At 56.6% G+C, this 25,974-nt stretch carries 21 protein-coding genes; 9 read left to right on the top strand and 12 right to left on the bottom strand.

Annotated features, from left to right (window positions below; genetic code table 11):
• Positions 1 to 19: 19 nt before the first annotated feature.
• Entirely contained in the window at positions 20 to 1,507 is a 1,488-nt protein-coding gene (locus PD282_RS11565) for an MFS transporter (protein ID WP_274650831.1), read from the top strand.
• 114 nt (positions 1,508 to 1,621) lie between these two features.
• On the opposite strand, the gene PD282_RS11560 is transcribed toward PD282_RS11565, so the two are convergent.
• Positions 1,622 to 2,743: an AbrB family transcriptional regulator gene (locus tag PD282_RS11560; protein ID WP_274650830.1), complete on the bottom strand. Its 1,122-nt coding sequence runs from the start codon at positions 2,741 to 2,743 to the stop codon at positions 1,622 to 1,624.
• Complete coding sequence (locus tag PD282_RS11555) at positions 2,740 to 3,477, bottom strand: MBL fold metallo-hydrolase (RefSeq protein ID WP_274650829.1); 738 nt, start codon at positions 3,475 to 3,477, stop codon at positions 2,740 to 2,742. Before PD282_RS11555 ends, PD282_RS11560 begins: the two co-directional genes overlap by 4 nt.
• Before the next feature lie 152 nt (positions 3,478 to 3,629).
• Here PD282_RS11555 and PD282_RS11550 point away from each other — a divergent pair, with 152 nt between their 5' ends.
• Both PD282_RS11550 and PD282_RS11545 read left to right on the top strand, forming a co-directional pair.
• Complete coding sequence (locus tag PD282_RS11550; RefSeq protein ID WP_274650828.1) at positions 3,630 to 4,511, top strand: TetR/AcrR family transcriptional regulator; 882 nt, start codon at positions 3,630 to 3,632, stop codon at positions 4,509 to 4,511.
• A gap of 369 nt (positions 4,512 to 4,880) precedes the next feature.
• Positions 4,881 to 5,642: an SDR family oxidoreductase gene (locus PD282_RS11545; protein ID WP_274650827.1), complete on the top strand. Its 762-nt coding sequence runs from the start codon at positions 4,881 to 4,883 to the stop codon at positions 5,640 to 5,642.
• 87 nt (positions 5,643 to 5,729) lie between these two features.
• Here PD282_RS11545 and PD282_RS11540 read toward each other — a convergent pair whose 3' ends face one another.
• Positions 5,730 to 6,359, bottom strand: coding sequence for a TetR/AcrR family transcriptional regulator (locus PD282_RS11540; protein ID WP_274650826.1), 630 nt, complete (start codon positions 6,357 to 6,359; stop codon positions 5,730 to 5,732).
• 112 nt (positions 6,360 to 6,471) lie between these two features.
• On the opposite strand from PD282_RS11540, the gene PD282_RS11535 reads away from it, so the two are divergent.
• Positions 6,472 to 8,694, top strand: a complete 2,223-nt coding sequence (locus PD282_RS11535) for an MMPL family transporter (RefSeq protein ID WP_274650825.1) — start codon at positions 6,472 to 6,474, stop codon at positions 8,692 to 8,694.
• Positions 8,695 to 8,760: 66 nt separating this feature from the next.
• Here PD282_RS11535 and PD282_RS11530 read toward each other — a convergent pair whose 3' ends face one another.
• From PD282_RS11530 to PD282_RS11515, 4 genes are all read right to left on the bottom strand, one after another.
• Entirely contained in the window at positions 8,761 to 10,848 is a 2,088-nt protein-coding gene (locus PD282_RS11530; protein ID WP_274650824.1) for a hypothetical protein, read from the bottom strand.
• Positions 10,849 to 11,143: 295 nt separating this feature from the next.
• Positions 11,144 to 12,874 (bottom strand): SulP family inorganic anion transporter, encoded by a 1,731-nt coding sequence (locus PD282_RS11525; RefSeq protein ID WP_274650823.1) that lies wholly within the window; start codon positions 12,872 to 12,874, stop codon positions 11,144 to 11,146.
• A gap of 128 nt (positions 12,875 to 13,002) precedes the next feature.
• Positions 13,003 to 13,335 carry an ArsR/SmtB family transcription factor gene (locus tag PD282_RS11520; protein ID WP_274650822.1) on the bottom strand — a complete coding sequence of 111 codons (333 nt, stop codon included), beginning with the start codon at positions 13,333 to 13,335 and terminating at the stop codon, positions 13,003 to 13,005.
• A gap of 102 nt (positions 13,336 to 13,437) precedes the next feature.
• A complete protein-coding gene (locus PD282_RS11515) occupies positions 13,438 to 15,249 on the bottom strand; it encodes an LTA synthase family protein (protein ID WP_274650821.1) in 1,812 nt (603 codons plus the stop codon).
• A 181-nt stretch (positions 15,250 to 15,430) separates the two neighbouring features.
• On the opposite strand from PD282_RS11515, the gene PD282_RS11510 reads away from it, so the two are divergent.
• Positions 15,431 to 16,585, top strand: a complete 1,155-nt coding sequence (locus PD282_RS11510) for a copper amine oxidase N-terminal domain-containing protein (protein ID WP_274650820.1) — start codon at positions 15,431 to 15,433, stop codon at positions 16,583 to 16,585.
• 102 nt (positions 16,586 to 16,687) lie between these two features.
• Here PD282_RS11510 and PD282_RS11505 read toward each other — a convergent pair whose 3' ends face one another.
• The 4 genes from PD282_RS11505 to PD282_RS11490 all read right to left on the bottom strand — a co-directional run bounded on the left by PD282_RS11505 (position 16,688) and on the right by PD282_RS11490 (position 20,485).
• Positions 16,688 to 18,043, bottom strand: a complete 1,356-nt coding sequence (locus tag PD282_RS11505; protein WP_274650819.1) for a dipeptidase — start codon at positions 18,041 to 18,043, stop codon at positions 16,688 to 16,690.
• Between the two features lie 99 nt (positions 18,044 to 18,142).
• Positions 18,143 to 18,793, bottom strand: coding sequence for an FMN-dependent NADH-azoreductase (locus PD282_RS11500; RefSeq protein ID WP_274650818.1), 651 nt, complete (start codon positions 18,791 to 18,793; stop codon positions 18,143 to 18,145).
• A 160-nt stretch (positions 18,794 to 18,953) separates the two neighbouring features.
• Entirely contained in the window at positions 18,954 to 19,571 is a 618-nt protein-coding gene (locus PD282_RS11495; RefSeq protein ID WP_274650817.1) for a CGNR zinc finger domain-containing protein, read from the bottom strand.
• Between the two features lie 278 nt (positions 19,572 to 19,849).
• Positions 19,850 to 20,485 carry an FMN-dependent NADH-azoreductase gene (locus tag PD282_RS11490; RefSeq protein WP_274650816.1) on the bottom strand — a complete coding sequence of 212 codons (636 nt, stop codon included), beginning with the start codon at positions 20,483 to 20,485 and terminating at the stop codon, positions 19,850 to 19,852.
• Between the two features lie 220 nt (positions 20,486 to 20,705).
• Here PD282_RS11490 and PD282_RS11485 point away from each other — a divergent pair, with 220 nt between their 5' ends.
• The 3 genes from PD282_RS11485 to PD282_RS11475 all read left to right on the top strand — a co-directional run bounded on the left by PD282_RS11485 (position 20,706) and on the right by PD282_RS11475 (position 24,558).
• The gene (locus PD282_RS11485) at positions 20,706 to 21,668 is read left to right on the top strand and encodes a permease (protein WP_274650815.1); all 963 of its coding nucleotides are present in this window, start codon (positions 20,706 to 20,708) and stop codon (positions 21,666 to 21,668) included.
• Positions 21,665 to 22,591, top strand: coding sequence for a TIGR03943 family putative permease subunit (locus PD282_RS11480; RefSeq protein WP_274650814.1), 927 nt, complete (start codon positions 21,665 to 21,667; stop codon positions 22,589 to 22,591). The genes PD282_RS11485 and PD282_RS11480 overlap by 4 nt, the downstream gene beginning before the upstream one ends.
• Positions 22,592 to 22,662: 71 nt before the next feature.
• Positions 22,663 to 24,558 (top strand): LTA synthase family protein, encoded by a 1,896-nt coding sequence (locus PD282_RS11475; RefSeq protein ID WP_274650813.1) that lies wholly within the window; start codon positions 22,663 to 22,665, stop codon positions 24,556 to 24,558.
• A 67-nt stretch (positions 24,559 to 24,625) separates the two neighbouring features.
• Here the strand turns inward: PD282_RS11475 and PD282_RS11470 are convergent, their stop codons facing one another.
• Entirely contained in the window at positions 24,626 to 25,174 is a 549-nt protein-coding gene (locus tag PD282_RS11470; RefSeq protein WP_274655172.1) for a D-lyxose/D-mannose family sugar isomerase, read from the bottom strand.
• Positions 25,175 to 25,358: 184 nt separating this feature from the next.
• Between PD282_RS11470 and PD282_RS11465 the strand changes: the two genes are divergently transcribed.
• The gene (locus PD282_RS11465) at positions 25,359 to 25,892 is read left to right on the top strand and encodes a DUF6143 family protein (RefSeq protein ID WP_274650812.1); all 534 of its coding nucleotides are present in this window, start codon (positions 25,359 to 25,361) and stop codon (positions 25,890 to 25,892) included.
• Positions 25,893 to 25,974 lie beyond the last annotated feature (82 nt).

Raw genomic sequence — 25,974 nt, 5'->3', positions numbered from 1 at the left:
TGAAGGAAGTGGAGAAGCTTTGAATCAGGACAGTAGTCGAAAATGGTGGATTTTGTCCGTCACCAGCCTGGGGGCGCTGCTCTCGTCATTGAATTTCAGCACGTTGATTATTGCCCTCCCCGAGCTGATCCGCGGGCTGAAGGCTTCGGTATTTCAGGCGATGTGGATCATGCTCGCGTATATGGTCGCCCAAACTGTCGTCGTGCTGCTGGCCGGCAGTATCGCGGACCGGATCGGGCGCAAACGGCTCTACTTGATCGGTATTATTATGTTCACGATCGTATCGTTCATCAGCGGCTTCGCCGGAGACGCCACGATGCTCATTTTCTGGCGCATCCTCCAAGGCGGCAGCGGCGCAGTGCTGATTGCGATCAGTACCGCGATCGTCGCCGACGCTTTCCCGAAGCAGGAGCTCGGCAAGGCGCTCGGCATCAACATTACGGTCGTGGCGATCGGCCAAATTGTCGGTCCGGTGCTCGGCGGCTGGCTGACGACGGCGTACGGCTGGGAATGGACCTTTTGGTTCAACGTGCCCTTCGGCGTCATCGCCGTGCTGTGGGGCTTATGGACAATGGGCTTTAAACGCGAGAAATCCGCGGATGCCGCCAAGAAATTCGACCTCGGCGGCCTGATTACGTATACGCTGTCCGTAACCGGACTGCTGCTGACGCTGACCTGGGGCCCGCTGCAGTCGTGGAGCTCGCCCGTCGTCTGGGTGTCGGCGCTGTTATTTGTCGTCTGCTTCCCGATCTTCATCCGGATCGAGATGCGCCACCCGGCGGCACTGCTGCATCTCCCGCTGCTGCTGAATAGGACGTTCTCGATGGGCGTTTATTCCGGCGCGCTGAACTCGCTCGCCCGGATGGCGATCATGTTCATGCTTATCTTCTATTATCAAGGCGTCATGTCGTTCGATGCGCTCAAAGCCGGCATCCTGCTTATTCCGCTTGCCATCGGCATGCTCGTCTTCGCTCCGATCTCGGGCTGGATCGGCGATCGCTTCGGCGAGGTGCTGCCGGCGACGCTCGGGCTGCTCGTCAGCATGGCCGGCATCGTCGGGCTGACGATGAACGCGGAAGCGGACAGCTCGTATGTGCTGCAGGCCGTATGGATGGTCGTCATCAGCATCGGCTCCGGCCTGTTCAACTCGCCGAACACGGGCAGCGTCATGAATTCGGCCGGCCCGCTTCGCCGGGGCGAAGCTTCCGGCATCATGTCGCTGCTGCAGAATATCGGCATGATCTTCAGCATCGCGCTCGTCATGCCGATCATTACGAGCAACATTCCGAAGGATGCGATGATGGCGATTTTCTCGGGCACGATGGTCGGGCTGGACGGCGCCAACGCTTCGATGAACGGCTTCATTCACGGGCTGCATATCGTCTTTTATTCGATGGGCGTCCTGCTGCTGTTCGCGGCGGTCCTGTCGTACCTTCGAAAAAGCAAAAAAGCCGCCGCGGCGGCCGGTCATTTATCGGATATCGGCCGGGCGACGGTCGAAAAATAATCCGTTCCAAAAAGCATCGCCCTGTCGAGATTCCGTATCTCGACAGGGCGATGCTTTTTTCATTTTGATGAACCTTTTCCGTTCATACATGCGGATTCGAAGCATTGCGCCCGGTTACGCCGGCTCGTTCGTCGGCTTGCCGCGGAGCAGCGCCCGGAATATCGCTTTCAGAATCGGCGGGACCGCCAGGAAAATAAAAAAGGTCCGGAACAGCTGATAGCAGGTGACGATCGACAGATCGGCGCCGACCTCCTGGGCGATAATGCCCATCTGGTCCATGCCCCCCGGCGATAGGCTCAGGAACGAGGTGCCGTGCGTCACGCCCTGCAGCACGGTGAGCAGCAGGCTGAGGCCCGTCGAACAGGCGATGAGCAGAATCCCGCTGACGACCGCAAGCAGCACGATCCGCACCTTGTTCTTCAGCTGCTCGGGCTTCAGCAGCATGCCGACATAAACGCCGACCATCAGCTGGGAGGCGTCCAGAAACGGAGCCGGCAGCGCCGAGCCGGGAAATCCCGACAGATGCAGCACGATCGTAGCGAGCATCGGACCGAGCAGGAAAGCGGTCGGAAACTTGATTTTATTCAGAACAAGCGCGAAGACGATACATACGGCCGCAAAGACGAGCACGTTCGGAAACAAGCCGTCCCAGCCCGCCGCCGTTCCGGCTGCCGCCTCTCCCGCCGGACCGCCGGCCGCCGTTTCGAACAAAGGACTGAAAATGAGCAGCGGAACGGTGATGATGATCATCATCAGCCTGGAAACCTGCAGGAAGGTCACGACGGTGATGTCGATGCCCCTCATTTCCTCGGCCAGCATCACCATCTGCGACAGGCCGCCGGGTATGCTCCCCATCAGCACCGTCGGGAACGGGATGCCGGAAAAAAAGGAAACGATCGCCGCAATTCCGACGGTGCAAACCATAAGCAGCAGCGTCAGCAGCACCATGAGCGGAAGCTGACGCCCGATTTGCAGCAGCGTCTCCGTCGTGAACGACAGCCCGATCGTGTAGCCGATAATGATCATGCCCGCATTTCGAATTTGGGCCGGCCAGTGCGGCCTGATTTGTTTGAACAGTCTCGAGCAGATCAGCACCGAAATCATCGAGCCGAGCAGCCATGGAATCGGCAGATGGATCAGCTGGAAGACAAGCGCGCCGGCAATTCCGGCCGCAAGGGATGCCAGAAACCTTACCGTCCGGGTATCCGCGGCACGCTTAAGTCTTAGGCCGTTCATACGCTGGAAGCCAGCTCTTCGATCCGCTTTGCGAAGTCGCCTTTAAAGATGCCGCCGTGGTAACAGACGATCGTGTCGATCGGGTAGTCGTTCAATTTGCGGAGCGACCTCAAAGCCTGCGGCAGATCGGGCGTCACGCCCGGATTCGGCCCCTGAAGCTCGCCGTTCTGCACGATCATGGCGTCTCCGGCGATCAAGGTGCGCGACGGTTCGTGATAGAGGCAGACGTGCCCCGGCGTATGACCCGGCGTATGGATGACGACAAGCCCGCCGCCGAACGGCAGCTTCTCCCCGTCCGCGATCGTATGCGTCACATTCGGGCCGGATTCGGGCGAAAAAACGCGCTCGAACGCCTGGCTCAGCTTTTCGGGCAGCGACTGCAGAAGCGCCTCGCGCCGTTCCGGCGGCATTTTAATGAGCGGAAGCTCGCCGTCGATATAAGGCTTGTCGTCGGCATGCGCGTATAAGTCCGGCTTACGGCCGCCGTTTGTCAAGAAATAAGGCAATCCGCCGATATGATCGAGATCTTGATGAGTGAGAATAATCGCGCCTGGCCCATCTCCTGCGCCCGCCTGCTTCATAAGCTCGATCAGCTGCGCTTCGTGTCCCGGCATGCCGGTGTCCACCAGCACGCTCGTATCGCCGTCCTGCACGACGATCGGATGGATGACAAACTTGCTGCCCCCCATATCCATCGATACCTCAAGCATTTCAATACCTTCACCGATTTTCATTTTTCCCCAAAGCGCCTCTCGCTTTGGTCACCTCCTTGCTGTATAATGGAACGAGAACTCACGAGTTCATTATATGACTCATTAGTTTCACGTGTCAATTCAAAAAGTCCGCCTCCGGATGACAGCGGATCGGAAGAAGTCGGGGGATCGAAATGGAAGCGTCGAAAAAAAGTCAAATCATCGCCATTGCCGCGGATGTGTTCAAGCAAAAGGGCTACATGGCCGCCTCCATGCAGGATATCGCGGAAGCCTGCGGCATCGCGAAAGGCAGCCTGTACAAAGTATTCGCGTCCAAGGAGGAATTGTTCACCTCGGTTTTCGAAGCGTGCCACCGGACGATGTTCGATCAGGCGCGGGAGCTCGACCGCGAGCATTCGGGCCTGACCCCCAAGGAGCGTTTTTGCCGGAAGGTCGCATTCATGCTTCAGTACATGCTCGAGAATCATTTTTTTACGAGCGAGTTTAAAGAGCTCCCGATCAAGGACAACGAAGCGTTTATCGCCGCCTGGAAAAAGAAGCGGTCCAACCTGCTAACGCTTCAGCGGGACTGCATTTACGAAGCATACGGCGAGTCGATAAAGGAAAATATATGGGATGCCGTCGTCATTTTTCGCGGCATGATGAAGGAATATTTGTCTTACGCGGTACAGCGGATCGTAGCGCTGCCAATGGCCGAGCTGGCGCTGTTCCTGGTCGAACGGCTCGACGCCGTCGCGTCCGATATGGTCCGGAATCGCGTGAAGCCCGTGCTCAGCGCGGACAGCGCATATTTCAACCAGCTCAATCCGCCGGACCCGGCGGCGCGCCTGGAAACGGCGAAGCGGCTGCTGCAGTCGCTCGAAGCGCAGGCCGCCGCGCATCCGGGTCCGGAGCCGGTTCGGCAGGAGCTGCTCGAGGTGGTCGGGATGCTGCGCCGAGAGACGGAAGCGGAGCCGCCTAACCGGACGCTGCTGCGCGTATTGACCGCGTTTGTGGAGAACGATGCCGAGCTGCGGCCTTACGCCCGGCAGTTCAGGCTCATTATGCTGCAGTAAGAGCCGTCCCCTTAGAACGGATTTCGGCTGGTTTTGAATGGGAAACTATGCCGCTTGTGCCGCTTCACACGAAACTATCTTCCGAGTGCTCGTGCAACACATTGCCGTTCCGGCCGGGTCGAAGGCAGCTCCGTCACGGAGCTGGCCGCCTTCTTCGGCTCATATCGATCGAAATAGAACGCAGAAAAAATAATTCTTTACCGATCGTTCTCATAATGCTATACTACGTTTCAGGAGGTGGAAAGAAAGGTTTAGCAGAAACAAAGCGGTTTAAACCGCAGTGCTTGTTTCATTTTTTTTCACCAAAAGAGAATGATCATTCTCAAATAGCCATTATTATACCCAATCATTTAAAAGGAGATCCTGCTTATGACGACAACGAACTTAAATGGCAAAATCGCTCTGGTGACCGGGGGAACTCGCGGCATCGGATTGGAGACGGTACGCGGTTTGGCCAAACTGGGAGCCACGGTCATTATCGGCGCCCGCGACGCCCAAAAAGGAACGGAGATTGCCCGGCAGTTCCGCGAGGACGGGTATGACGTATCCGGCATCAAGCTGGATATTAACGTACACGAAGACAATGAGGCGGCTTTCCGCTATTTGGACGAAAAGTACGGGAAGCTGGACATTCTGGTCAATAATGCGGGCATTTTGCTGGACCAGGACAATGTCTCCGTCGGGGTGGTCAACCGAACCAGCACGATCCCGCTTCAGCTGGTCCGCGACACCTTCGACGCCAACTTTTTCGCCCAGATCGACCTGACGCAGCAGCTGCTGCCGCTGATCCGCAAATCGGAGGCGGGGCGAATCGTGAATCTGTCCAGCGTCCTGGGGTCGCTTACCCTGCAGGCCGAACCGTCCTCGCCGGTCTACAGCGTAAAAACGTTCGCTTATAACGCGTCCAAAGCGGCGGTCAACGCTTTTACGATTCACCTGGCTGCCGAGCTTCGCGATACGCCGATCAAGGTGAACTCGGTTCACCCCGGCTGGGTCCGCACCCGTCTCGGCGGCGGAGCGGCGGATATTGACGAAGCCGATGGCGCGCGCACAAGCATTCTGGCCGCTACCCTGCCGGACGACGGCCCGACAGGCTCCTTCCTGTTCGAGAGCAATACGCTGCCCTGGTAAAGAATACGAGCGGTCAATCAGACTGTTGAGAAATCAGGCCTTTCTGGGTTAAAATCTCAACAGTCTTCTTTTTCATCCCATGAAAACTTACCGTCCTCCAAAAAAGCCTGTCCAGAAAACATGCACGATCGTTCGGGCCGCTTCCTCCGCTCCCGAAAAAAATGAAGTGCCGTCCGGCCGTTTTACATTTCCGACTTTGACCAGGGCAATATAAGAATGAGCCGCGAATGCTGCGTTAATTTCCGGAATTTCGCCTTTTTCCATCGCTTCCGCGAACGCTTGCTCGATACAGGCATACATCGTTTCCTCCGCGGTTACCATTTCCCGAACCTGCTCCGCTGTTAAAGACGCTCGGGATTCCCGCATGAATCCTTCCAAATCAAACGAGGTGGTTGCCTCCAAATGGGCGATCGCCACATCGAAAAGCCTGACCTGAAGCGGCTTGTCGGACGACAGCAGCGCCATGATCCGTTCCCGGACCCGTGCCATTAACGCGACCATCGATTCTTTAAAGAGCTCGGACTTCGATTCAAAATAATAATAAACGGTCGCCTTGGTCATCGAAGCTTCCTTCGCAACGTCATCCATCGAAACCTTTTGAAATCCATACTTTAAAAACAGGCCGATGGCTGACTGCATGAGCAGTTCCTTCGTCGGTTTTGCTCCATCCGTCATTTTGGGCCGGCCGATCGACCGTTTCCCCTCCAGCTGCGACAACAAGCATCTTCTCCTCTAAAAAATAAAAATTGAAAATTAACCAACCGGTATATATAATTTTAATGGTAATCAAAAGGAAATTAAAAATCAATCTTTCCCCATGGAGGATACGATGTCAAAGCCGCTCAATTCTCTTCTGGAAGCCGTATTCAGCCGCAAAGGAAGATGGGCAACCTTCGCGGTCTGGGTTCTGCTGGCGGCGGGATTATCCGCCGTTTTTCCCAATGTCAATCAGGTAACCGACAACGGAGCGGCCAACCTGCCGATGGATGCGATGTCCGTTCAAGCCGACAAGGTGAACGCCGAACAGTTTCCGGATAACACGGGCATCCCCGCTCTCCTCGTCTGGTACCGCGGCGGCGGTCTGACCGAACAGGACTACCGATCGATTACGGATCTATATCAGCATTTAGAGAAAAATCCGCTGTCTGCGCAGCGTTTTATTCCGCCGCTCGCAAAGCTTCCGCCCGAAGCATTAAAAGCCTCCGCTTCGCAGGACGGCACGTCGATCGTAACGCCGGTATTCATGAAGCCGGACGCCAGTACGGATGCGCTGTCCGCCAGCCTCAAAGAGCTGGAAGACGATATTTCAACCCGGCAGTCGAAAGCGCTTTTTGACAGCAAGGTAACGGATCCCGGTTTGCATGTCCGTATTACCGGACCGGCAGGCATTGCGACGGATGCGGCCGCGCTTTTCGGCAAAGCGGATGTGACCTTATTAATTTCGACGGTTCTGCTCGTCCTGCTGTTGTTAATTCTGCTTTACCGTTCGCCGATATTAGTCGTTGTCCCGCTGATCGGGGTAGGATTTGCGTACGGTGTAACCGGACCGATCCTCGGATTGTTGGCGAAGGAGGGCGTTATTACCGTCGACTCGCAGGCCATCTCCATTATGACGGTGCTGCTGTTCGGCGCAGGAACCGATTACTGCTTGTTTCTCGTATCCAAATTTAGGGAAACGCTGCTTGTGGAATCGGATAAATTCAAGGCGCTGCAGCTTGCAATCCGGCAGTCGGGCGGGGCGATCGGCGTGAGTGCGATAACCGTCGTTCTCAGCTTAAGCGCTCTGCTCCTCGCGCAATACGGCTCCTTTCGGCGCTTTGCCGTTCCTTTCAGCCTGGTCATTCTAATTATGGGTATTGCCGCGGTCACCCTGCTTCCGGCGCTGCTTGCGATTTTGGGCCGAATATCGTTTTTCCCGTTTATTCCGCGGACCGAAGAGATGCTGCTGTCTTTGGAGCAAAAGAAACAGAGGAAGCTCCGCCGGTACAAAGCCCATGGCCGCTTCAGCAAGCGTCTCGGCGAGCTCGTCGCCTCGAAGCCATGGACGGTCATTCTACTGAGTGTGGTCGTCCTGGGCGGCTTGGCGGGATTTTCACCAAGCGTTCAATACACGCAAAATTTAATCGAGTCCTTTCCGAAAGACATGCCGTCAAGGGAAGGGTTTGACTTAATGGCGGAGCATTTCTCATCAGGAGAATTGGCCCCCGTCCAAGTCATCGTCAATACGGAAGGCAAAAGCGTGCCGTTAAAAGAAGCGTTATCGAAGCTTCCGTTCGTCGAGCAAACCGCAGGCCCGGAAAGCGGTCAAAGCGAAAATTACGAATCGTACAGCGTCACGCTGAACCAAAACCCCTACGATTCGAAGTCGGTTGAAACCATTCCCGCGATTCAAAACCAAGTGTCTCGAACACTTGCGGACGCGGGAATTCAGCCGGACGGCCATTTCTGGATCGGCGGCGAAACCTCCAAGCTGTATGATACCGAAAAAGCGACGGGCCATGATATGAAAGTCATCATTCCGGTCGTCATTCTCATCATTGCCGTTTTGCTGCTGCTCTATCTGCGTTCGGTTATCGCGATGATTTATCTGATTTTGAGCGTGGTCCTCTCGTTTTTATCCGCTTTAGGCGCGGGCTGGCTGCTCATCCGTTACGGGTTGCATATGCCGGCCATCTCGGGACTGATCCCGTTATATGCGTTTGTGTTTCTGGTCGCGCTCGGGGAAGATTATAACATTTTTATGGTTTCGAGCATTTGGAAAAATCGGAGAACCCAGCCGCACCGCGAAGCCATCGCGAACGGCGTAAGCGAAACGAGCAGCGTCATCACCTCTGCCGGACTTATCCTTGCGGGAACCTTCGCCGTTTTGGCTACCCTTCCCATTCAAGTGCTGCTGCAGTTTGGAATCGTGACGGCGATCGGGGTCCTCCTTGACACTTTTGTTGTCCGTCCATTATTGGTTCCCGCCATTACGACGGTACTTGGGCGGTACGCTTTTTGGCCCGGGGCGTTATGGAAGGAAAATAAAAAAGCGAAACCGATGAATGAGTAGGTTTCGCTGCAAAACAGTAAGGGAAGGACAGCTTGTCCTCCCCTTACTTGTTGAACGAAGGCCCGATTACCCTTCGAATGCGCGGGCAAGCTCCACATCCCGCTTTACATCGTCCAAGTAATACGGGTAACCGAAGGTTTGCTTGACGCGCGCCATGTAATACGGCTTGTTGTGCAGGCTCCAATAGTGGCCGAGCCGTTCCCAGTTGTGCACCGCCTGCTCCAGCTGCTGCGCCGCCTGCTCTTTAAAACGGGCGTCGCCGCTCGCCGCGTAGCGGTTCAGGTACAGCGCCGCGGTAAACTTGCGCTCGTAATACCGGCCCATTTCCACGTAGGCCAGCAAATCGTACAGGGTGCATTCCGCATGGCCCCCTCTTAATTCCCCGAGCTCCTCTTCGAGCCTGGATGCGGCCGCTTTCGTCCCGGCTGCGGCTTCGGACAAGATGCGGATAATGTCCGGCGGCGTTTCGGCGAAAGCGGCCGCAGCGCTTTCCAGCTCTCCGTTATGCTCCGCCTGGGCGTATTCGGCGATGCTCATGACGCCGACGCCCGGCATCGGCGCGGCATCGACGAAGTCAAGGATCGTTTTGAAGCCGCTCACCTGCGACAAACAGCTTTCCGGATGCCACTGAAAATCGTAATCGATCCAGAACAGGCGGTTGACCGCCGGGATGATTTTCGACGCCTGGCGAAGTCCTTCGAGGAACAAGGTCGCATGCTGCGGACCGTAATGCGGCTTCAGCAGATGGCTCCATATCTCCTCGCTCGCGTCGGGATCGTAGGATAACCGGCCCCATAGCTGAAACTGGAACAGGTGCCGTTCAAAATCGTACCGCCACGTATGATGGCCGTAGTCGACGTGCTGAAAGTCTTTGCCCCACACATAGCCGTCCGCGCCCCAATAAAAGCCTTTCACGTACGGCTTCAGCATGCCTTTCACGTACGCCCGCACATAATCCGGGTCCCCCCAGCGGTGAGCGAATACGTCGTCGTTGCGAACCGTATAGTAGATTCGCGTCGACTCCAGGTCGATGCCTTCCCAGGCTCCCCACAGCTTCTCGAACTGCGGCTCCGGGTGCGAATAGCAGTGCGCGTTCGAATATTTCCAGCTGATATAGAAGCGGTCCGGGTCGAACCGGCTCTGCACCATCTCCTTGATCTCCTTGCCGGCGTTCTGCATGTTCGTCCGGTGAATGAACGGAATGTCGCGGCCCGATTGCTTGATCGCCTCCACGTAGGTTTCCACGATCCACTGCTCCCGTTCGTGCCCGCTTCCGTCCATCCACTCGCTGGCCGAAGTTCCGAGCCCTTTCAGCTCGGGGTACGTAATGAGCAGCTGCAGCACCATCTCCCGAAAATAGTCCCGCACGACCTCCGACTGCGCGCGGAACCGGTTGAGCGGCTGGCCGACGCGGTGGATCAGCTCGCCGTACATATCGCCGACATCCCCGGCCGCTTCGGGAAGACCGAGCCCGACGGCGGCTTCGGGAATGAGCCGAATATTCCAGGTGAACAGATAAATGTCGATTCCGCGGCTTTCCGCATGCCGGAACACCTCGCGGAAAAACCGGATATTGCGGTCGATCTCAATATCGCTGAACGGGTTGGCCGCCCGGAACTTCGGCGACACGACCATGAGGTGAAACGGATGCTCCGACCACAAGCTGAGGCAGTTGTACCGGTTCAGCGCCAGCATGTCGATATAAGCCTTCCAATAATCCAAATCCATGCAGGTCGCCTCGTTCTGCACGAACGGGTCTCCCGCTTCAAACGGCGCAAACGGCAAATTGTATTTGATGCCGCGGATGCCGAGCGCAGGCTGCTGGCGGATTTCTTCCCCGTCTCCCGGCACCGCCCCGCGGGCGATCCGTTCGGCGAGCTCGAGGCATCCGTACATGACGCCGCGCGAATCCGAGCCTTCGACCCGGATCAAATCCTTCGCGCGGACAATCCGGAACGACTGCGGTTCATATTTGGGCGGCTGCCCCCTCCGCGCGGACTGCTTGTCGATGACGATGCCTTTGGCCGGATCCGCCGGCTTTCCCCGCCCGCTGAACTGCTCGACGACAAATTGTCCGCCGCTTGTCAGGCTTTTCTTGATTTGCTCTGCGCCGAATCGGATGACGGCGTCCTTCTGGTCGTACACGAGCTTCATGTCGATTCCTCCCATACGCGATCGTTCGCTGCGCCCCTGGTCCGTTACGACGGAGACGCTTCACGTAACGTATTCGCGAAACCGCATTCATTTCCTTTTAAAAAATGAAATACGCAAGAAATGTCCGCTGAAGCCGGAGGGCCGCATCAAAACCGATACCAGCGGGAGGAAGATCGAGCGGCCCGACAGCCCGAAATTGCAGCATCGTAATCGCTGACGTATAAAGGCGCGCAAATCAATCAGCAGGTTGCCCATTGAGGCAGCGGGAACCATGCACTCGCTGTGCCGGCGTCCGTTACTTTGCACCGGTTTGTGCCGCGGCGCATGACAGCGCGGCGCACTCGCGAAACGCGTTATGCTTGCAGCCGGCGCATTGGTGAAGCTCGAGCCTTCCCAGCGCTTCCCCGATCGCCTCTCCGGTATGCTCGTAAAATCGGTCCTCGCCGATTTGTTCCGCCAGACCGGTTTTGTGTAAATAAGCTTTCGGCTGGGGCCGAATGCCGGAAACAAGCACGGTGCCGCCGGATCGGCGGAAACGGCCGACAACGCTGGCCAAATGGGCCTCGCCGGTCGCATCGATGAAAGGGACCTTCGCCATTCGGAGCAGCAGCACCTTCGGACGCAGGCGAAGCGTGTCCGCCATCGACCGTTCGAACTGATTAGCCGCGCCGAAGAACAACGGACCTTCGATCGAATAAATGCTGATTTGCGGGCAATCGCGGCGGTCATGGACCGCGGAAGGCCTCACCTTCCCGCTTTGCGAAGACGGATCCGGCAGCACCTTGGAGACGATCAGGCTGTCCCGCATCCGTATGACGAACATCAGGACGGCCATGACCAGCCCGATTTCGACGGCCGTCGTCAAAGTCGTCAGCACCGTCAGCAGGAACGTCAGCAGCATGACGAGCGAATCGCCCGATTTCATTTTCAGCATATGAACGAACTCTTTGCGCTCGCTCATATTCCAGGCGACGACCATCAGGATGGGCGCCATGCCGGCGAGCGGGATGGCGGAGGCGAGCGGCGCGAACGCCATCAGGATGATCAGCACGGCGATCGAATGAACCATACCTGAGACCGGCGATGCGGCCCCGCTCTTAATGTTCGTCGCCGTGCGGGCGATCGCGCCGGTTGCGGGAATGCCGCCGAACAACGGAGCCGCGAGATTGGCGATGCCCTGGCCGATCAGCTCGCGGTTGCTGTTATGGCGGCTGCCCGACATGCCATCCGCCACGACGGCCGAGAGCAGCGATTCAATGCCGCCGAGCATGGCGATGACGAAAGCCGGCTGAAGCAGCTGAATGATTTTATCGAACGTCAAGTGCGGAATGACGAGCGTCGGAAGCGTGCTCGGGATTACGCCGTAAGCGGATCCGATTGTAGCGAGCTTCCCGTGGAAAAAGACCGACGCGACGAGCGCCGATGCGACAAGCCCGATGAGGGAGGCCGGAATCCGGGGGAGCAGCCGCGGCATCAGGACGATAACGGCCAGACATACGGCTGCCGTCGTTATGCTGTACGGGTTGACCGTAGAAATATGAAGGCCGATTTCTTTCATGCTGGACAGGAAATCGTCGTGCCGCTTGATGTCCCGCAGGCCGAGGAAATTGGCGATTTGGCCGGAGAAAATGATGACGGCGATGCCTGACGTGAAGCCGACCGTCACCGGACGGGGAATGAACTGGATCAGTGCGCCAAGCCGGAAGACGCCCATCAGAATAAGCAGAACGCCCGCAAGCATTCCGGCGATAAGCAAATCCCCGTACCCGAATTGCAGGACAATGCCGAGTAGAACCGGAATGAAGGCGCCGGTCGGCCCGCCGATCTGAAACCTCGACCCTCCGAGCAGAGAAATGAGGAAACCTGCGATAATCGTCGTGTAAATACCGAACTGCGGCTTCACGCCGGATGCGATCGCAAACGACATCGCCAGCGGGATGGCGACAATCCCGACAATCAGTCCTGATACAAGATCCCGCCGCAGCATGTGCAGGCCATAACCTTCGAATCTCCCCGACCATTTCATGATCAAACCTTCTTTTTTATTAATATTTGATTATTTGAATATATCGATAATCATAATCCTCGGCCCAAAAAAAATCAACGCCCGAAATGACGGCGTTTGCCGTCAGGCGTTGTCTTTCGTTCGAGCCGTTACTGTTCGTTCGTCCGCATGTGCTCCAGCAGCGTAATCGTGCCGACCAAATGATTGTCGAATATCTGCTTGGCGACGACGAGCAGATCCTTCACGAGCGGATCCCGCAGGCTGTATGTCACGGAGGTCCCGTCCTTGCTGCCGGATACCACGTTCTTGTTCCGCAGCACCGCGAGCTGCTGGGATACCGCCGAACCTTCGCTGCCGATGATCGATTGAATTTCGTTCACCGTCCGGTCCCCCTCCGACAGCACCTCCAGGATGCGGATGCGGAGCGGATGGGCAAGCGCTTTGAAAAATTCGGCTTTAAACTGCTGCAGTTCCAGATTCACTTCCTCTTCCCCTTCATCCATCCGATAATTAAACCTATCATAACACAAAATAGGCCCCTCTTCACAAAGGGGCCGTTCCCGCGCATCGGACGCTGCAGACCGTTATTGAAACAACAGCTGCTTCGAGTAGCCGCGGCCTTCAAGCAAATCGTATTCGATCATGCGGTAGTCGTCCAGCACCGCCTTCTGCTCGTTCGACAGCCCGGTGATGACGGTATTGTTCCCGCCGATCAGCACGTTTTTGTTCAGCCCCGGAATTTCCGCTTTCACCTTTTCCAGCAGCTTGTAATACGGCGGCAGCTTCTGCCCTGACAGCTCGAAAATCGTCGGGCCGATGAAAGCCGGGCTGAGCGTGCCGACCGGCGTTTTGCCGATATCGAAGTTGGCGATGTACAGCAGCGGCGTCTCGTGCTTCAGCCGCGGGCTGCCGTCCCAGCCGGCTTTCGTATAAATATCGGCGGACAGCGCGGGCAAATGATCGCCCCAGAAGGCGACGATCGTCGGGCGTTTGATGCTTTTGATCGCATTCGCCAAATAGGCGAGCGCCTGGTCCGTCAGCTTCGTGTCCTGCACGTACGTTTCCAGCTCGTCCTTGCGCCCTTCCGGCTCGCCCGTCACCGTTACCGTATTGGGACCGTTGTTGCCTTTCACGAACGGGAAATGGTTTTGCATCGTCACCAGATGCAGAAACGTTGGTTTGTCCGACGCCTGCAGCTCGCGCACCGCTTCCTTCACGGCCGACAAATCGGAAATATAGCCGTTTGGCGTAATCCGCTGCGGATCCGGCATTTCCGTCTGCGACGTGAATTTGTCGAAGCCGAGTATCGGATACACCCGGTTGCGGTTGTAAAACGTTTTGTCGAACGGATGCAGCGCCAGCGCCTGGTAGCCGCGGTCCTTCAAGATGCTGACGATCGACGGCAGCGAAGCGTCCTTGACGATTTTTTGCTGATACGGAATCGAGCCGTCCTTCAGAAAATACATCGACATGCCCGTCAGCGCCTCAAACTCGATATTCGCCGTATTGCCGCCGAATTCCGGCGACAGCATGTAACCGGCAGGCGTCGATTTCTCCCCGCCATGGATAAATTTGAGCGGATCCTCGCTGAATTTCAGCGTCGGCAGGCGGGTCGAATCGAAGAAAGCCTCGTCCATCATGAACATGATGTTCGGCTGCTCCTCTTCCTGGACCGGCTGCGGATCCGGCATCGCGGCATATTTTTTTGCAATTGCCGTCACGGCCGCCTCGCTGTAGCCTTCCGGCTTCTCGATCAGGTTCTGCTTCAAATTGGCGGCAAATGCAAACAGGAAGCCGTTTTGCGAATAATTGACCTTTTGGTTCCAAAAAATATTTTGATAGTCGATCGCCCCGAACAGCTTCGTATGGCTGCCTCCGAGCACCTGGACAAACGCGGTGACCGCGGCGATCGAGACGGCGGCATAGAGAATGCGCAGTCCGAGCGGAAGCCTCACCTTCGGCAGCTTGACGATCAGGAAGATCAGCGCGGCAAGGACGACGACGGCCGCGGCAATCGCCAGCGGCGAGACCATCCCGCTTGTAATTTTGCTCATTTCCCCGGCATTTTTAAGCAGCAGCAGATCCCATGGATACAGCGGCTCGCCCGTCGTGCCGAGCTTTTTATAATCCGAAATGCCGATCAGCGCGCCGATGATGAGCACGATCAGCGTTCCCGCGTAAACATTAAACACGGAAGCGAACGCCAGCAGCAGAAAAAACAGGACGAGTCCGCCGGTGATAAACATCCAATAATAATTCGAAATCCACGCCAGCACCTGCCAGACGTTCATCCCCAGCGTTGCGGCCTGCAGGAAGAAATTCAGCGCCATGCCGATCAGCAGCAGGACCGCCAGCGGCCAGCCGGTCCTTTTACCCGAAAAAAAATAGTTTCGCAAGTCTTGTCCTCTCCATTCCGAATCGTTCAAATCGAAAGTATAGCACAGCCTGCTTAACGGAATCTTAAAATTTCAAAGTAATTGTAATTTTTATTATTACAATGACCGCTGCCATGCAACTATTCTGGCGGCTCGCCCGTCTATCCGGTTGAATGATTTTAGCGGGAAAGGCGGAATAGCCGTGAGAGGAAAATGGATCTTAACGGCGTCGCTGGCAGCGGCGCTGACGGTGCCTTCTATTGCAAGCGCTGCCGTGCCTGCATACAGCCGGCTGATCATGGAGGGCGGAGGCCAGGCGACGGGGAGCGCGCTGATCAAAGACGGCGCCGCCTATTTGTCAAGCTCGCTGCTGGAGTCGGCAGGCATGACGTCAAAGTGGGACAAATCGCATCGGCGCGCGGAGTTTGACGGCTACGGAAGGATGGCCGCCGTCCGGGTCGGAAGCCGAACCGGCGTAATCGACAGCCGTCTCGTCGATGTCTACGGGGCCCCGTTTCTATATAACGGCGAGCTGTATCTGCCTGCACGGTTTATCGCGGCGGCGCTCGAAGGAGGTCCGGTCGAGTGGGATGCCAAGCACCGGATCGTCAGTGCCGGGGGGCTGCATACATTTGCAGGCGCAAGCCAAACGTACGGCGGCATGACGTACAGCATTCATTTCAACACGGGCGAGCTGTTCGTAAAAGACGGGAGCGGCCGCACAAGAAAGCTTGCCAATCTGGGTTCCAAGCTGTATGAAGGGGCGCAGATGGATTTCGCCAAGACACCAGGCGGACTTATGCTGCTGACCATCACGAATAATTACGGCGAGCCGCATTTGAACAACCATATTTATACGCTGGTGCTCAAAAACGGCGCCGTCATCCGCCAGTCCGACGTCCTCTATTGGAACCGGTTCGAGCAAAATGTGACGCGGTACGGGAACCGTTTGCTGCTTACAAACGGCAGGACGCTGCGGGTAATCGAGGACGGCACGGGGAACGTGACGGATACGCTCAATCTCGTCAAGCTCGGCGGCGAAGACGATAACTATTTCGTCGAAGGCGCCGGCGACGACTTTTTGCTTATCCGCCCCAATAAGTCCGGTCTTCTCACGCTGGTCGACCGAAAAACCGGCGCGAGCGTAAAGCTGTACGACAAGCTGCTGGACGCGGAGGACGCAAAGTACGCCGTCACGAACGACGTGCCCTTTTATGGGGATTACTTGAAGTATGCGGGGCGGAAAGGCGCCGTTCTTTATTTTAAAAACAATAGTCCGCTCCGGAAGGACAATCGTCTTTACTCCTACACGCTCCCGGTCAAAACCGCTGAGCCTCCGGCTAATTCGCAGTCATAAGCCGGCGTAACGTAAGCATCCGGCAAGCCGGAGGGCGTTCCGCTCTCTCGGCAAGAACGGAAAAATCGCGAAGCGCGGCGGCTTCGCGATTTTCGTGTGCGATTACATAAGCTTCAAAAATGCAACGAGAGTTCGAAGCCCTTTATCGAAGTTCTCGAGATGGAAATGCTCGTTCGGCGCGTGCAGATTTTCGTTCGGCAGGCCGAAGCCCATCATGACGACCGGGGCGCTGAGCACGCGGCTGAACGCCGCGACGATCGGAATCGAGCCGCCGTCTTTCGTAAACAGAGCGCGCGTGCCGTAAACCTGCTCGTAGGCGTCCGCGGCGAGCTGAAAGATGCGGTCGGACGGATCGGCGTTGAAGGCGCGGGCTTTCTCGCCTTCTTGAATGTGCAGCTGTGCGCCGGGCTGAATGTGACGCTGCAGGTGCCGCTTGATTTTATCGAGTATATCCTGCGGATCCTGATCGCCGACCAGACGGCAGGTGATTTTCGCATGCGCTTCCTTCGGGATTACGGTCTTCGTTCCTTCGCCCTGGAAGCCGCCGTACACCCCGTTCAGTTCCAGCGTCGGGCGCGCGCCCACGCGCTCCACGAAGGAGAAGCCCTCTTCCCCGTACAGCGATTCAAGCCCCAGGCTCTCGCGCAGCCGGTTCTCGTCCAGCTTCTGCTTGGCGAATTCCTCCCGCATGAGCGGCGAAAGCTCCGGCACGCCCTCGTAAAAGCCTTCGACGCTGACGCGCCCCCGCTCGTCGTGCAGCGTAGCCAGCAGCGCAACCAGCGCGTGAAGCGCATTGGGCACGCCGCCGCCGTATGTACCGGAGTGGAGGTCGGTATTGGCGCCGGTCACGCTCACCTCCAGCGAACACAGACCCCGCAGCCCGGTGCTGATCGCCGGTTTTCCCGGCTCCATCAGCGACGTATCGGAGATCAGTACGGCGTCGGCCGCCAGCAGTTCCCGGTTCTCGTTCAGAAACGGCGGCAGGCTCGGGCTTGAAATTTCTTCTTCGCCTTCGATGCAAAATTTGACGTTGACGGGCAGCCCGCCCTCCTGCTTCAAGATCGCTTCAACCGCTTTAATATGCAGGAACAGCTGGCCTTTGTCATCCGTCGCCCCCCGCGCGTACAGCTTCGCGTCCCTTATGTCCGGCTCGAAGGGCGGCGTCGTCCACAGGTTCAGCGGATCGACCGGCTGCACGTCGTAATGCCCGTAAATCAGCACGGTCGGCTTGCCCGGCGCATGCAAATAATCGGCGTAGACGATCGGATGCTTTCCGGTCGTGTGGACCTTCACATGCTCAAGTCCGGCCTCGGCAAGCCGGTCCGCGGCCCACTGCGCCGCCCGGTTTACGTCTTCCTTGTGCGCGGACAGCGCGGAAATGCTCGGAATGGACAGCCATTCCTTCAGCTCGTCCAAATGCCGCTCGCGGTTCGTCTGAAAATAAGCTTCGTAGCTCATCGTTATTCTCCCTCCTTGCTGGCGATATCTGTATTATAAACCAAAAAGGCCGGCCGTCCCTAATACGGAAAGCCGGCTTGCCGAAGAAATAAAGCCGAATCAGAATCGTTTCGCGATCGTACGCGCTTGTTCCATCGCTAGTTCGATGATCTTTTGCGCCAGGTCGGGGCGCTCGTGCATGCCTTCCGCATAAATCGCCTCCACATGTTCAATCCCCATGAAGTTCATGACTGCCTTCACATAGCGATGGCTAAGTTCGACGTCTTGATATTTCCCATGCGACAGCACCGTGCCGGAGGCTTGAATATGAACGACTTTTTTCCCCTTCTGAGTCCCTTCAAGACCTCCTAAGCCCCGCATGCCGTTATTGCTGCGTTTGAAGGTTTTGCCCGGGATATTGATCGCATCGATATACGTCTTCAAAAGCGGCGGGATCGAGAAATTCCATACCGGATTTGCAATCACGACTTTATCGGCCGCAACGAACTGGTCGGCCAGCGCATGCACCCGAAGAGCCTTGGCCTGCGATTCCTTGCTCAGCTCCTCGAAGGAAGGTCCGGCGGGCGGTTGGCCCCAGCGCTGCAGCAGATCCGCGTCAAATTGCGGAATATTTTCGCGATACAGATCCAAATGAATGATTTCGTCGTTGGGGTTGACTTCCCGGTACGTCTCCATGAATTTCCTACAAACAGATAAGCTGTGCGTATCGTGATTGAACGGATGGGCGGTTACATACAAAACGATTGCCATAAGATGGATTCCTCCTTGAAATAGCTGGTTCATTGCGGTTTTAACATCCTAAATGATTCTAAAAGCATTATATTCCAGTTTTATTAACGTGTAAAGAACATTTTTAACCATTAATAAAAAGGAGCATAAAAAAACAAGCCCTTATCTTCAGGCTTGTTGATTAATCTTTGTCCGCTGCCTCTTGTTTATCCCGGTGCCTCTGCAGATAAGCGTTCACCCTCATTCGATTGCCGCACGTTTTCTGACTGCACCACCTGCGCAAACCGTTTTTGCTCGTATCGTAAAAATAATGCATGCATTTCGGATTTTCGCATCTTTTGACGAGATGAAGCTTGTTCGCGCTCAACAAATCGGCCGCCGCTTCCGCTATGGGAACGAGCAGATCGACGGGTTTGCGGATCACCAGACGCCTTTCAACGATAAACCGGTTGTCCATGAGCGCCAGTTTGTCGGCAACCGCCCGATCCTGAAGCAAATGATTGACCGGATTCAGGTCCGTATCCGCGATTGGCCGGTTGTTCCTGCATTTCTCGATTAACTGCATCAGATTGCTTCGCAGTTCGATCGCGGTGGAGGCCGCTTCATCGGTCTGAGCTTGAGGCCATCGTTGTTCATAGGCGAGCGCCTCTTCCCTGCTCAGCAAATGCGCCTCGTGCAGCCAATTCAGCAAGGACGGGTAATCCTTCAATAAATCGTACGAGCTCAGCTTCGTGTTGATAAAATCAAGGACGGGATGATCGCCGACAAAGCAAAAGCCCGGGGGATTCTTTTTCGGCATCCTACAGTCTCCTTTCGGCGCATGCCACTTGCCCGGCTGCAGCAGCTGGCCTGCTGTCATTTGTTTCTTCAACCAGATGCTTGATTACCAAAGATGATACCACTCCCGTGTTTCCCTGTAAAAGCCCATGCCGGCGCGAGCTTCACCCGTTATGCCTGAGACGAAGATAAAAAAGACCGGCTTCTAATGAAACCGGCGGCCTAATTCTTCCGATGGGGCACGCGGAAATGAAAATACCGGATCCCCCGTAGGAATAGGAGAATCCGGCGAAGACGGATTTAGAACTGTTTTGCGGCAGCCCCTGCTATCTCGATGGCCGCTTGCTTGATCGAGTCGGCTTTATCCGGCGTATAGGACATGCCTTCGACGAAGATGCCCTCGAAGGAAGGCACGCCGATGAAGCTCATAATTTTGGCCAAATAGCTGTGCCCGCTTTCGAAGCTCGTCATCGGACCTTCGGAGTAGATGCCGCCGCTCGCTTGGATGTGCAGCGCCTTTTTGCCGGTCAACAGGCCGACGGGGCCGCTTTCGGTATAGCGGAACGTTTTGCCGGCGATGCAGAACGAATCGACATACGCCTTCAGCACCGGAGGGAACGAGAAGTTCCACATCGGCGATACGAACACGTATTTGTCGGCGGCGGCGAACTGATCGACAAGCTCGTTCAGGCGGCCGACCTTGGCTTTCTCGGCATCGGACAGCGCCTCGAACTCCGATCCGGAGCGCAGCTTGCCCCAGCCGCTGAACACGTCCGCGTCAATCGCCGGAATGTGCGCGTTATACAGGTCGAGATGAACGACCTCGTCCTGCGGATGCGCTTCGCGGTAGCTGTCGATGAACGCCTTGCCGACAGCCATGCTGTAAGAAGCCGTGTGATCGTGCGGATGTGCGGTTATGTACAATACGGTTGCCATTGGTTGAACCCACCCTTAATATAGAATATTTGCTTTACTTTCAAAATTTTCGGAAAAATTTCCGGTACACATGGGAATCCAAGGTGAAGACGCCCAACAGGTAGTATCCCGAATTGTCCTCCGATCATTCAAAAAATTGGCACACTTGGCAGTCCGTATTTCTTGCGCTGACGACTTTCGTGGGCTTATATTAACATATAGTAATCATTACTATTTTTCGATGCGATCCGCTCGTCCGCCGCCGGAACGTGCCGTTCTAAAGGAGGTCCGCGTGAAAACCTTTCTGCAGCTGAACACCATTTTTCTCAGCATGGTGATGGAAGCGATCCCGTTCGTGCTGCTCGGCGTTATTGTTTCCGGACTGATTCAGACCTTCCTGACGGAAAGCTTCATCGCCCGCATCATGCCGCGGAACCGGCTGCTCTCCACGCTGCTCGGCTGCGGCATCGGCGTTTTTTTTCCGGCCTGCGAATGCGGAATCGTGCCGATTACGAGGCGGCTGCTGGGCAAAGGCGTGCCGCTCGGCGCCGGCATCGCCTTTATGCTGACCGGCCCGATCATCAATCCGATCGTCCTGTTCGCGACCTATATCGCCTTCGGCAACGACTGGCAGATGGCCGGGATCCGCGCCGGAGCGGCGATTGCCGTCGCGTTCCTCGTCTCGATCGCGATCTCGGTTCTGTTCCCGGCACTGCCGTTTCGCGGCGCCGGTACCGCTGCAGCGGAAATCGCCGCCGCGGCCGAGCCTTCGTACGCGGCGCCGAAGCCGCCGCTGGGCACGCAGTTGTACGAGGTGATGGTGCATGCGGTCGAGGAGTTTTTCTCGGTCGGCAAATTTCTCGTGCTGGGCGCGTTAATCGCAGCCTCGATGCAGACCTTCATTCCGACCTCGTCGCTCATTCATATGGGCAGCAATCCGATCACGTCGTCGCTTGTCATGATCGTCATGGCGTTCATTATGTCGCTTTGCTCGGAGGCGGACGCTTTTATCGCATCCTCGTTCCGGAGCACGTTCTCGCTCGGCTCGATCACGGCCTTTCTTGTATTCGGGCCGATGATCGATATCAAAAACACGCTGATGCTGCTGGGCATTTTCAAGGGAAGATTCGTTGCCGTACTGATTGCGCTCACGGCGTCCGCCACACTGGTCGTATCTCTGCTTGTCGGGAGGTGGCTCGGTTGATCCGGCTCTATATTTTGGCAGGCTTGGCCTTTATGATTCTGCAGCTGCATTTAAGCGGAAATCTGGACAAATACATTAATATGAAATTCGCCTATTTGTCGGAAAGCGCTATCGTGCTGCTCATTTTGTTTTTCATTTTCGAATTTGTGCGGCAGTATCGAAAGGAACGGGCGCAAAAACGGTCCGGCGCGCATACGCACGATGGAGAGCAAGGCCATTCAGAAGGTCATGCGCACGGTTTCGATGGCGAGCACAGCCATTCGCACCATGACGGTCATGCGCATGCGCACGGCCATTCGCATCATGAATCCAGGCTCAAACGGGCGCTGACATACTCGATCCTGATTTTTCCGATTGCGACCGGCATCTTCCTCCCGGTGCAGACGCTGGACTCGAGCTTCGTCAAAGCCAAAGGGTTCTCATTCCCGAGTCTGGACGTGTCGTCGGACAATCCGGGATTTCATCAGTTTTTGAAGCCGGATACGAGCGTGTTTTACGGCAAAGCGAACTACCGCAAGGTGTCGCAGCAGGAGCTGTCGGGCTTCACCGGGAAGCAGCAGGTCAGCTTAAACGATACGGATTATTTGACCGGCCTGGAGGCGATTTATAATTATCCGGACGATTTTATGGGAAGAACGCTCGGGTTCGACGGGTTCATTTATAAAGGCGAGCAGGTGGACAATGACCATTATTTCGTGTTCCGTTTCGGGTTCATCCACTGCGTCGCGGATTCCGGCGTGTTTGGCATGCTCGTTGAATTTCCGAAGGGGACCGTGCTGAAGGACGATACGTGGGTTCACGTTTCCGGCACGCTGACCTCGGAGCTGTACCAGCCGTTCAAACAAACGATTCCCGTGCTGAAGACGACCGCTTGGAAGGAAATCGCAGCGCCGTCCGATCCGTATGTCTACCGAACTTTTTAACGAGCCCCGCCGGATTCGCGAAAAGCGGCGAGACCGGCTCGCAGTAAGCGACGAGGAAAAGGAGAGGACTTATGTTGACAAACCTTCGATGGAGCCGGCTTCTGCGGAAGCCGTTCGTTTTTTTCTCGATCCTGATGGCTTTGAAGCTGCTGCTCGTATGGAGCGTCGTCTTTCATTCCACATCGGGCGGCTTCGGCATGATGTTCCTGACCGGCATCCCGTCCGTCTGGTTTCTGTTCTGCTTGATCGAAAGCTTCGCCTACCGCAAGAAGCTGATCGTCTATCTGGCCGTCGATCTGCTCGTGACGATTATTTATTTTGCGGTCATCATGTATTACAAATATTTCGGCGTCATCGTCACTTTCCACGAGCTTCGCCAGGTGAACCAGGTATCGGAGGTCAATAGCAGCGTCGTTTCGCTGCTCGACCCGTATTATCTGTTCATCTTTACCGACATCGTCCTGCTGCTCGCCCTGATCATCTTCAGCCGGCGCTTTCGCGCCTGGGGGCGCAGCTTGTCCGTACGCGAAGGCCGCAGCTGGTTTGCGGCCGGTCAGGTGCTTGCGCTCGTCGCCTGCGGGCTCGTCATCCTCCCTTTCCGGGACGATATGAACGAATTCCAGCAGGCGCAGGATATGGGCGTCCTCAACTACGAGGCATACGCCGCTTTCGCTCCATCCAAAGACATGAAAATCGCCGCCGAATCGGTCACGCCGGCCATGGTCAAACAGGAGAAAGGCATTACGGATCCGGCGCAGCCGGCCTTCTGGCAGGCGGCGAAAGGCAAGAACGTCATCATCATTCAGCTGGAGGCGTTCCAAAATTTTCTGATCAACCTGAAGCTCGACGGCAAAGAAATTACGCCCAACATGAATAAGCTCGTGAACGACTCATTTTATTTCCCCCATTTCTTCCAGCAGGTCGGACAGGGAAATACGGCCGACGCCGAATACGTCGTCAACACGTCGATGTACGTTCCGCCGAACGGCGCGGCTTCCGAGGTATACGCCGACAAGGCGCTTCCCAGCATGCCGAAGACGTTTGCCGCGCACGGCTACCAAACGGCGACGTTCCATACAAACGACGTCATTTTCTGGAACCGGGACCAGCTGTACAAAGCGCTCGGCTGGGGCAAATATTACGACGACCATTTTTTCGGCCACAGCGATCAGGTCATGCTCGGCTCCTCCGACGAGGTGCTGTACGCCAAGACGTCCGACGAGCTGGCGAAAATGCAGCAAACCGGCAAGCCGTTCTACGTCCAGCTCATCTCGATGTCCGGCCATCATCCGTTCCGCATTCCGGAGCGCAAATTCAAAATGGAGCTGCCGGCGCGCTTCAAGGGTACGCTGGTCGGGGATTATATTCAGGCGCAAAATTACGCCGATTTCGCGCTTGGCCAGTTCATCGACGAATTAAAGAAAAACGGCGTCTGGGACAACAGCGTCGTCGTCTTGTACGGCGACCATCAAGGCCTGCCCGTCTATTCGCTGAACAGCACGGAGAAAAAGCTGATGGACGGCATTTACAAACGCAGCTACGGCGTTCCCGACATGATGAACATTCCGCTCGTCATCCACGTACCGAACGAGAAGCCGCAAACGTTCACGCAAATCGGCGGCCAGTCGGACATCTATCCGACGATCGCGAATCTGGTCGGGATTCCGCTCAAGGACCAGGTTATTTTCGGGGAGGATTTGCTGAACCATACCGGCAACGTGCTGCCGGAGCGTTATTATTTGCCCTCCGGCTCGTTCATTTCCGCCAAAGGCGCCTTCGAGCCGGGCGCCGGCTATACGGACGGCAAAACGTTCCCGCTGAACGGCGGAACCGTCGCGAAGCCGCTTGAATCCAAGGATGTGTACGACCGGGCGCTCAAGCTGGTCAGCATGTCCGACGGCTACGTCGCCTCGCTGCCGGAATGGGACACGCCGGGCGGCAAGAGCGCTGCAGCGCAAGGCCATTGAGTGTTATACGCAAGATGCGGCCTCATAAAAACGGCTGAACGGGCGCGGCGCCCGTTCAGCCGTTTTTTCAATCCTCTTCCGCGATGACCGGCACGCGGACGATGTTCGGATCGGTGAAAATATCGAACTCGTCGCGGCTCGTGCTGGAAAACTCCGACACGATTGCGCCTTCCGGTCCGCCTTGAAACCAATGCTTCGTCCCCGGCGGAATGGTGAACTGCTGGCCGGGATACAGCTCGATCTCGCGGAACACGGTATAATGCGCCTCGCTTCCCGCGGGAAGCTTCGCCTTGGGCGAAGCCGCCGGCTCTCCTTCTACATACAGCAGCACATAGCCGGCCCTGCACCGAAACGTCTCCATTTTGCCGGGCTGCCCGTCCACCGGCGGGTGCAAATGCTCCGGACATGTCTGCCCGGGGAACAGCGCAAGCTCCTTCGCGCAGTACCGGTTCGTGTTGATGTACGTGATGAGCTCCAGCCCTTGCGCATTGAGCTGTCCCAGTCCGAAATCGGCGACCTCGATCGCAGCCTTCTCTTCTTCGGTCAGCACGATGCCCGCTTTGTCGAACAGCTCCTCTGTTCTCGCCTGTGCGCGCCGCACCTCGCTCCTGTTCATCGCTTTCATTTTTCGCCCGTTCCCTCCCGTTCGAATCCATGCCGCTTTCCTCGTACGGCTCGCGCCGCAGCACGAAATCAACATACCACAGGGCCGCCGTGCGTTCAATACGCGGTGGCATTTTCCGTACCCGCCGCTCATATGGATATATATCGGAAACCGTTCAGGGAGGATGATGGTACGGGTGAACTCACGCGATCCGGCAAATGTGGTGGACATTACAAACCCGTTTTTCAAATCGCTGCAGGGCAAGTATTTTTTGGGAGAAGCGGACTCGCTTCCCGCAACGAACGACAATTACACGTGGGCGGGACTGGCGAATCCCGCGCAATCGGGCGTTACCGTTTATTTGAACCAGTTCGTGATCAGTAACATGTCGGAGGCGCCGATGCTGTCGAAAACGTGGTTTTGCACCGCGATTCCGTCCGGCGGCTCGGTCTCCATGCAGGTTACGAACGCCAATCTCACCCTGCGGCCGATGCCCGAGCCCCGGGGTCAAATTCAGTTCGGTCCGAGCATCAATCCCGCCCAGGTTGCGGGCAAGCCGGTCGCCACGCGAACGGTTCCCCCGTTCGTATCGGTGTCGGGCGAGAAGCAGGGCTACTGGATCATCGGTCCCGGAACCGCCATTGTGTTCACCTTCCTGTCGCAGTCGGAAACGCCCGCTCAGGTTGTGCTGTCCGTCGGGTGGTGGGAGGAGCCGTCCGGCTATTATTAAGGATGAATGACGCACGATGCCGCAGAAAAAGCCGCCCGTCGACCGCGCCGGATTAGGCGGGCGAGGGGCGGCTATTCGCGTT

The organism is Paenibacillus humicola (genome assembly GCF_028826105.1).
Lineage (GTDB): Bacteria > Bacillota > Bacilli > Paenibacillales > Paenibacillaceae > Paenibacillus_Z > Paenibacillus_Z humicola.
The sequence above is the reverse complement of the archived record's forward strand: the minus strand, read 5'-3'. Positions and strand labels throughout refer to the sequence as shown.

What these genes read in the sequence shown, in the direction of transcription:
- PD282_RS11505 (WP_274650819.1), bottom strand. Translation starts at nt 18,043, where the DNA reads ATGAGCTACGAAGCTTATTTTCAGACGAACCGCGAGCGGCATTTGGAC.
- PD282_RS11555 (WP_274650829.1), bottom strand. Translation starts at nt 3,477, where the DNA reads ATGAAAATCGGTGAAGGTATTGAAATGCTTGAGGTATCGATGGATATG.
- PD282_RS11500 (WP_274650818.1), bottom strand. Translation starts at nt 18,793, where the DNA reads ATGGCAATCGTTTTGTATGTAACCGCCCATCCGTTCAATCACGATACG.
- PD282_RS11490 (WP_274650816.1), bottom strand. Translation starts at nt 20,485, where the DNA reads ATGGCAACCGTATTGTACATAACCGCACATCCGCACGATCACACGGCT.
- PD282_RS11475 (WP_274650813.1), top strand. Translation starts at nt 22,663, where the DNA reads ATGTTGACAAACCTTCGATGGAGCCGGCTTCTGCGGAAGCCGTTCGTT.
- PD282_RS11530 (WP_274650824.1), bottom strand. Translation starts at nt 10,848, where the DNA reads ATGAAGCTCGTGTACGACCAGAAGGACGCCGTCATCCGATTCGGCGCA.
- PD282_RS11535 (WP_274650825.1), top strand. Translation starts at nt 6,472, where the DNA reads ATGTCAAAGCCGCTCAATTCTCTTCTGGAAGCCGTATTCAGCCGCAAA.
- PD282_RS11470 (WP_274655172.1), bottom strand. Translation starts at nt 25,174, where the DNA reads ATGAACAGGAGCGAGGTGCGGCGCGCACAGGCGAGAACAGAGGAGCTG.
- PD282_RS11545 (WP_274650827.1), top strand. Translation starts at nt 4,881, where the DNA reads ATGACGACAACGAACTTAAATGGCAAAATCGCTCTGGTGACCGGGGGA.
- PD282_RS11550 (WP_274650828.1), top strand. Translation starts at nt 3,630, where the DNA reads ATGGAAGCGTCGAAAAAAAGTCAAATCATCGCCATTGCCGCGGATGTG.
- PD282_RS11495 (WP_274650817.1), bottom strand. Translation starts at nt 19,571, where the DNA reads ATGCCGAAAAAGAATCCCCCGGGCTTTTGCTTTGTCGGCGATCATCCC.
- PD282_RS11525 (WP_274650823.1), bottom strand. Translation starts at nt 12,874, where the DNA reads ATGAAATGGTCGGGGAGATTCGAAGGTTATGGCCTGCACATGCTGCGG.
- PD282_RS11485 (WP_274650815.1), top strand. Translation starts at nt 20,706, where the DNA reads ATGCGATCCGCTCGTCCGCCGCCGGAACGTGCCGTTCTAAAGGAGGTC.
- PD282_RS11560 (WP_274650830.1), bottom strand. Translation starts at nt 2,743, where the DNA reads ATGAACGGCCTAAGACTTAAGCGTGCCGCGGATACCCGGACGGTAAGG.